Annotated in this window: 5 protein-coding genes; all 5 read right to left on the bottom strand. The window is 68.7% G+C overall.

Annotated features, from left to right (window positions below):
• Positions 1-1,151 precede the first annotated feature (1,151 nt).
• The gene (locus ABZ717_RS18940) at positions 1,152-1,889 is read right to left on the bottom strand and encodes a hypothetical protein (RefSeq protein ID WP_358512120.1); all 738 of its coding nucleotides are present in this window, start codon (positions 1,887-1,889) and stop codon (positions 1,152-1,154) included.
• 7 nt (positions 1,890-1,896) lie between these two features.
• Positions 1,897-4,074: a prolyl oligopeptidase family serine peptidase gene (locus tag ABZ717_RS18935; protein ID WP_358512117.1), complete on the bottom strand. Its 2,178-nt coding sequence runs from the start codon at positions 4,072-4,074 to the stop codon at positions 1,897-1,899.
• 171 nt (positions 4,075-4,245) lie between these two features.
• Complete coding sequence (locus tag ABZ717_RS18930) at positions 4,246-5,244, bottom strand: amino acid ABC transporter permease (protein WP_358512114.1); 999 nt, start codon at positions 5,242-5,244, stop codon at positions 4,246-4,248.
• Positions 5,241-5,915, bottom strand: a complete 675-nt coding sequence (locus ABZ717_RS18925) for an amino acid ABC transporter permease (protein WP_358512111.1) — start codon at positions 5,913-5,915, stop codon at positions 5,241-5,243. The genes ABZ717_RS18930 and ABZ717_RS18925 overlap by 4 nt, the downstream gene beginning before the upstream one ends.
• 76 nt (positions 5,916-5,991) lie before the next feature.
• The gene (locus ABZ717_RS18920; protein ID WP_358512132.1) at positions 5,992-6,834 is read right to left on the bottom strand and encodes a glutamate ABC transporter substrate-binding protein; all 843 of its coding nucleotides are present in this window, start codon (positions 6,832-6,834) and stop codon (positions 5,992-5,994) included.
• Positions 6,835-6,849 lie beyond the last annotated feature (15 nt).

The raw sequence follows: 6,849 nt of genomic DNA, 5'->3' as shown, positions 1-6,849 counted from the left end.
TCCTGTGCTCGACCCACAACCGGCTCAAGCACCGGCTACAGGCCAAGGTGAACCGGCAGATCTGGGAACACCACCACGCCCAGAACCACCAAGAAGCGGGAAAGGAAAGCGGGTCCGGGGATGGTGAGGGGGAGCCAGCCCCAGCCACCGCCCCCTAACACCACCAACCGTTTCCACCACCCGTTTCCGCCAGGTGGAACACCACCCCGACGACATCACCCCCGAGTGGGTGTCAGACCCCAAGGGCCCGTGCCCTGTGGGGATATCGGCATGCCCAGAGCCAGGAACCCCACGCCCCCCACGAACCCCCCACCCGGAGTCATATCCCGGGGCCGGAGTGGCTCCCATCGGGGGTCTCGGCGCCACTGCCACCACAGGTACCGGCCCACCGGCACCATCAACCCCGTGCAACCCCGTGTTGTCTCTCCATCATGATGATCTTGCTCGTAGCGCCATGTTGGGCGCCCAACATGGCGCTACGAGCAAGATCATCGCCAAAGGGGCGCCGGAGGTGGCTACCGCGGGGACGCGGCCCGCCACCCGTCCCACCTGTAGCGGGTCCTTCGTGACCTCACCCGTCACGTAGTGGCGACGCGGCCCACGAGGACACCAGAGGGAGGGGAAGGCATCCGGCCGCCTGCGGCCGGAGTGGGCCGCAGGCCCACAGGGCCCTTTGGGACCCCAACCACTCTCCCCCCTTCCCCGATAGCCGCCAAACCGCCGCCCGTGCCGTGCGGGTCAAGGCCACCCACCACAGCGTCACAGAACCCGACATCGCCTTGACGCGTGCGGTGCGGGCGGCAACAATCACGCGGCGGGGAAGGAGGGAGAACCCACCCGAGCAACGCCCAACAACCCCCAGAGCCAGAAACCCGAGGCGCCCCACCAACCACCAACCACCAACCACCAACCACCAACCACCAACCACCAACCACCAACCACCAACCACCCCACTCACTCACGCCCCCGGTCACCCCCTCTGGGAGTGGACGTATTGAGCGGACGTATTGAGCGGACGTATTGAGCGGACGCTGTCAGGGGAACGACCCGATGATGTGGAGGTCGCGGTCGAGAAGGGCGGCGACCTCAGGGCACTCCCCACCCTCCTCCCCACCCCCGGTGGCCGAAGCGCGGTACAGGGGCTCCCGAACTCAGGGAGACGACCAGGCCTTCAGGTGGGGACGCAGCCGGGCAGCGGCCTCGGGGGCGCTTCGGTTCAGCTCTTCGACCAGGACATCGGTGAGAGCGGACAGGGCTCGCAGGATCTCGGGGGAGGTCGGCTCTCTTACCAGGGTGGGGCCCAGCGTCTCGGTGAAGGACTTGGGCAGGTGGTGCGCGCCCTTGGCGTAGGCGGTGGGCAGGCCGAGGCGCAGGCATGCCAGGGCGATCACCTGGGTGCGCAGGGCACCCACCCAGTGCTCGGCCTGCCAGAGTCGGTCACGCTCCAGGCAGACGCGGGTGTGTCGCCCGTGGTGCCAGGCCAAGCCGACCAGGGTGTCGAGGGTCGGGGCGGGGAAGGGCTCCAGGATGTGCTGGTCGCCGAACAGGGTCTTCCATTGGGGACCGCGGGCGCCGAAGTCGTCCTCGGGGACGAAGGACAGATCGACTTCCACCCCGTCGAGCATCAGGAACACCCGGATCACCCGGTGATCCGTTGTGGGCAGGTCCCAGTGGTGGGCCACGCCGAAGTGTGCGTGGAGTCGGGTGACCCAGGCATCGGCCGTTGAGACAGGGGAGCCCTGGACAGCGAGGACCAGGTCGATGTCCGACCATCGGTCTCCTTCGCCCAGGGCCAGGGAGCCGGTGAACGCCGCACCCAGGATGTGGGGATCCGCCTCGGCCATGGCGACCAGTCGGTCACGGAGCAGGTTCGGGAAGGCGGCGTTCACCGGGACCTCATTCGTCCTTGGTGACGGGCTCTCCGGTGACGGGCTCTCCGGTTCTCGCGGTGACACCCGCTGCCGGAGTGACGTCCGGGAGCTGCTCGGCCACCGGGATGTCGTCCTCGGACACCTCGTGCGGGTCGGTGCCCGTGCCGGATCGCCTGGTCTCGGCTTCGGTGGAGGCCGGTTCGATGGCCGGGTCCGGGGTCGGCTCGGGTCGGGGCTCGGGTGGGGTGGTGCTGAGCTCAAGGGCCGGAACGTCGGGTTCGAACCCGAACACCTTCCCGTAGAAGGCCAGCTCTGCCTCCAGGGAACGCACGCGGGCCTCCTCGGTGTGGAAGCCGTGCGACTCGCCCTCGAACTCCAGCAGAGCGTACGGAATACCGCGCTCGCCCAGGGCCGTGGCCATGGAGAAAGCCTGGTCCGGGGTGACCACCGGGTCGTCCATGCCTTGGAGCAGCAGCACCGGTACGTCGATCTCGGCGATCCGGTTGATGGGTGAGCGTTCCTTGTATGTCTCGATGAAGCCGGGAAGTGGGCCGAGGAGGGTGTCGAGGAAACGCGACTCGAAGTCGTGGGTGGTCTCGGCGAGGCCGAGCAGGTCGGCGACACCGAAGTAGGACACCCCGCAGGCGAAGGTGTCACCGGTGAGCGCCAACAGCGCGGTGAAGCCCCCGGCGCTGGGGCCGCGGATCGCGAGGCGCTCGGGGTCGGCGACACCGCGGTCGACGAGGGCGCGGGCGACCGCGGCGCAGTCCTCCACGTCCACCACGCCCCACTCCTTGTGCAGACGCTTGCGGTAGGACCTCCCGTAGCCGGTGGAACCCCCGTAGTCCACGTCCACCACACCGATGCCGCGGCTGGTGAAGTAGGCCTTGTTCAGGTCCAGTTCCCGGCGGGAGTGGCCGACGGGCCCGCCGTGCGCCCACACCACGTACGGCGCGGGCTCGCTCCCATCGTGGTCCGGGTGGGTCGGCGGGTACACGTTGGCGTGCACCGTGGCCCCGTAGCGGCCGGGCAGGCGTTCCCGGCGGGGGGTGGGCAGGTAGCCGGCGTCCGGGGCCTGCTCCAGGGACCGGCGCAGGATCTCCACGCTGCGGCGGGCCGGGTCCAGACGCACCACGCAGGGCGCGGAGTCGGGGGAGGCGGCCACCGCGACGACGTTGAGCCCGTCGGAGTCGACCTGGGACCAGGAGGTGAGGTCGGTGGGGACGTCTTCCAGGTCCAGGGTGTCGGGGTCGTACAGGGCGGGGCGCAGCGCGGTGTCGCCGTGCAGCGTCACCACCTTGCCGTTCTCCAGCGCGCAGAAGGAACGGTCGCCCAGGCGCCCCGGCGCCTCGTGGAACTCCTCCTCGGCCGGGTAGAGCGCGATCGCCTGTCCCTTGAGACCGGCGTGGTAGAGGTTCCAAAAGCCCGGCCAGTCCGAGGCCAGGTACATGGAGTCGTCATCGACCCAGGTGGGGGAGAGCACGGACTCGTCGACCCCGCCCTTGAGCGTGTACTCGCCGAGCAGACCGGTCTCGGTGAGCTCGCCCACGCGAAGTTCGGTACCGTCCCAGGGCATCCGCGGGTGGTTCCAGCGCACGTAGGCCAGGTGGCGTCCGTCCGGGGAGGGGGCGGGGGAGGCGTAGAAGCGCGCCCCGGTGACCAGTTCGCGGATGGCGGTCGGGTCCGTGGCGCCCCGCCCGGAGAGCGGAACCGACACGATGGAGCGGCTCAGGTCCGCACCGGTGTGGTCCTCGCGCACGCAAAGGATCTGCTTGCCGTCCGGGCTCAGGACCGGATCGGCGTACCGCAGCCCCGCCTTGCGCGCGGGCTCGGGGGTGAGGGGGAGGGGATCCTTGGCGCCCCGCTCCAGCAGGAACAACCGCTGGGTGTCGTGGTCGGCGAACACCACGCCCACGCGGGGGATGGCCTTGTCGTCACGGCGGGGGACGGGCAGGTAGGAGCGCCCTCCGTACTCGTGCACCCGGGTTCCCACGTTCCAGGGCGCGGGAAGCAGGTCGTGCACGGACCCGTCCGAGTCCCGCCGTACCAGGGTCGTGCGGCCGTTCTCGGCCGGTCGGTACTCCTGCCACCAGACCTCGTCGCCTCGAACAGAGGGGAACGCGGGCAGCAGCGTTCCTCGGGCGACGTCTCCGGCGCTGATAGGCGATGGCCAGCGGCCATGAGGGCTCGACAGTTCAGACATGTCCCGCTCAGGATGGGTCGTGTGTGATGAGATGACATGTCGACCTTAGTGCTCCACGGGGTCGCTGTGCAGCCCTGACCGGTACTCGGAGGGACAAACGGCGGCGGCCCCGCCGATCGCACTCGGGGTGCGTTCGACGGGGCCGCGGCGTGAGCCGTGGAGCGGGCCCGGTCAGCCCTTGTCGGGGCCGGTCTCCCCCGTCGGCTTCTCGTCGGAACCACGGGTGCCGTTCACCTCGGAGGGAGCGCCTCCCGCGGCGGTGGGCTTGGCCGAGGGCCTGCCGCGCCGGGCGTTGCGACGCTCCAGCCAGATCGCGACCCTGCTCAGCGTCAGGTTGATCACGATGTAGATGAGGGCACAGATGATCGCCGCCGGGATGACGTTGCTCTCCCGGGTCGCCAGCAGGGTGAAGCTGCGCAGCAGCTCCGGGAAGGCGATGATGTAGCCGAGTGCGGAGTCCTTCAACAGGACCACGAGCTGCGCCACGATCGCGGGCATCATCGACGTGACGGCCTGAGGGATCAGGATCGTCCACATCGTCTGGGTCCGGCTCATGCCGATGGACTCGGCGGCCTCACTCTGTCCCTTGGGCACCGCGAGGATGCCCGCCCGGAACACCTCGGCCAGCACCGACCCGTTGTACAGGGTCAGACCGGTGACGACCGCGGCGAGCGCGGTCACCTGGAAGGTGCCGGTGGGAACGTTGAACACCTGCCAGGCCACGATGGGCAGCGCCATGGTGAAGAAGATCAGCATCAGCAGGGGGATGCCACGGAAGAACTCCACGATGGCCCCGGAGGGCACGCGGATCCACCAGTGCTTCGACAGCCGGCCGATGCCGAAGACCAGACCGAACACGACGGCCAGCACCGAGGCGGTCAGCGCCGCGGTCAGCGTGTTCTGCAGACCGGGGATGACGTATCCGGTCCAGGTGTCGGCGCGCAGGAACGGCGCCCACATGTCGGCGGCCCACTGGCCCGCCGGATTCACCGCCCAGGTCTCGGCGCTGAACAGGCTCGACTCGCGGTCGGTCAGGGTCCGGTTGAACCCCAGGTACAGGATGGACAGGCCGATCAACGCCAAGAAGACGGTGAGGACCGTGTAGAGGACGTTGCGCTTCCGGGCGCGGGGCCCGGGAACGTCGAAGAGAACCGAGGTCTGGATGCTCATCGGACCACCGCCACACGCTTGGCGAGCCAGCCGAAGAAGTAACCCATCGGCAGGGTCAGGATCAGGAACCCGATCGCGAATCCGACGAAGGTCGGCAGGACCGGAGCGATGCCCTGGTCGAACATGAGCTTCATCTCCCGGGACGCCTCTTGGACGCCCAACCCCGCGACGGAGGCGACGGTGGTGTTCTTGGTGAGCGCGATGAGCACACTGCCCAGCGGACCCACTACGGTGCGCAACGCCTGCGGTACGACGATCAGGCGCAGGTTCTGGGTGAAGGTCAGGCCCAGGGAACGGGCCGCCTCGACCTGCCCGAGGGGGATGGTGTTGATGCCGGAGCGCAGGGTCTCGGACACGAAGCAGGAGGTGTAGGCGGACAGGCCGATCACCGCCCACCAGAACACGTCCATCGCCACGCTGTCGGCCAGGCTCACGCCCAGGGCGCTGTTGAGGCCCAGACCGCAGAACAGCAGCACCAGGGTCAGCGGGGTGCTGCGGATGCCTTCGACGTAGGCGGTGGACAGTCCGCGGAGCAGCGGGACAGGGGAGACCCGCATCGCGGTGAGCAGGATGCCCAGGATGAATGAGAAGAAGGCACTGAGCAGGGTCAGCCTGACGGTCCATGAGAAACCGTCGACGACCCTGTCGATATTGCTGAGAAAGGCTTCCATGGGTCCCAGCCGGTCAAGGCCCGGAAGGTGGGGCCGGTTGTCGGCCCCACCTTCCGAACGAGGTCAAATGACGGTTTTAGGCGCAGGTTTCGAGCTCGGGGACTTCCTCCTCGTAGGCGAAGTCGGTCGCGCCGAAGGCGTTCTCCAGGTACTCGGTGGCCGCGCCCTCGTCCCACATCTTGGTGATGGCCGCGTTGACCTCCTCGCAACGCTCCGTGGAACCGGCGGGCAGGCCGACGCCGTACTTCTCCTCGCCGAACGGGTTGTTGACCATCCGGAACTCGTCCGGGTTCTGGGCCGCGAAGCCAGCGAGGATGGTGTTGTCGGTGGTCACGGCGTCGACGGTGCCGTTACCGAGCAGTTCCAGGCACTCGGAGTAGTTGCCGGCCTCGCGCAGCTCGGCGTCGATCTCCATCTCGTCGGTGATGTTGTGCGCCGAACGGGAACCGGAGGCGGAGCACAGCACGCGGCCGTCGAGGTCCTCGGGCCCGGTGATGTCGGAGTTGTCGGCCTGGGTCAGGATGTCCTGCTGGGCGACGTAGTAGGGGCCGCCGAAGTCGACGACCTGGCGACGCTCGTCGGTGATGGAGTAGGTCGCGATGATCATGTCCACGGTGCCCTGCTGGAGGAAGGACTCGCGGTTGGCCGAGGCTGCCTCGGTCCACTCGATCTGGTCGGCGGAGTAGCCGAGTTCCTCGGCGATGAAGGTGGCGACGTCGACGTCGAAGCCGACGGGGGAACCGCCCTCGTCGAGGCCGAGTCCGGGCTGGTCGTACTTGACACCGATGGTGATGGTGTCGCCACCGCCCTCGCCTCCGTCGCCGCCGGAGTCGCCGACCTCGGCGGTACCACAGGCGGTGAGGGCCAGAGCGAGGACGGCGGCGCCGCCCAGAACGGTGTTGATGCGACGGGCTCGCATGTGGGGTACCTCTTC

Origin of the sequence: Nocardiopsis sp. NPDC006832 (assembly GCF_040635885.1) — a bacterium.
Taxonomy (GTDB): Bacteria; Actinomycetota; Actinomycetes; order Streptosporangiales; family Streptosporangiaceae; genus Nocardiopsis.
This window is presented reverse-complemented; position numbering and strand designations above follow the sequence as displayed.

Excerpts from the sequence above, each read along its gene's own strand:
- ABZ717_RS18935 (WP_358512117.1), bottom strand. The coding sequence starts at position 4,074 with ATGTCTGAACTGTCGAGCCCTCATGGCCGCTGGCCATCGCCTATCAGC.
- ABZ717_RS18930 (WP_358512114.1), bottom strand. The coding sequence starts at position 5,244 with ATGAGCATCCAGACCTCGGTTCTCTTCGACGTTCCCGGGCCCCGCGCC.
- ABZ717_RS18925 (WP_358512111.1), bottom strand. The coding sequence starts at position 5,915 with ATGGAAGCCTTTCTCAGCAATATCGACAGGGTCGTCGACGGTTTCTCA.
- ABZ717_RS18920 (WP_358512132.1), bottom strand. The coding sequence starts at position 6,834 with ATGCGAGCCCGTCGCATCAACACCGTTCTGGGCGGCGCCGCCGTCCTC.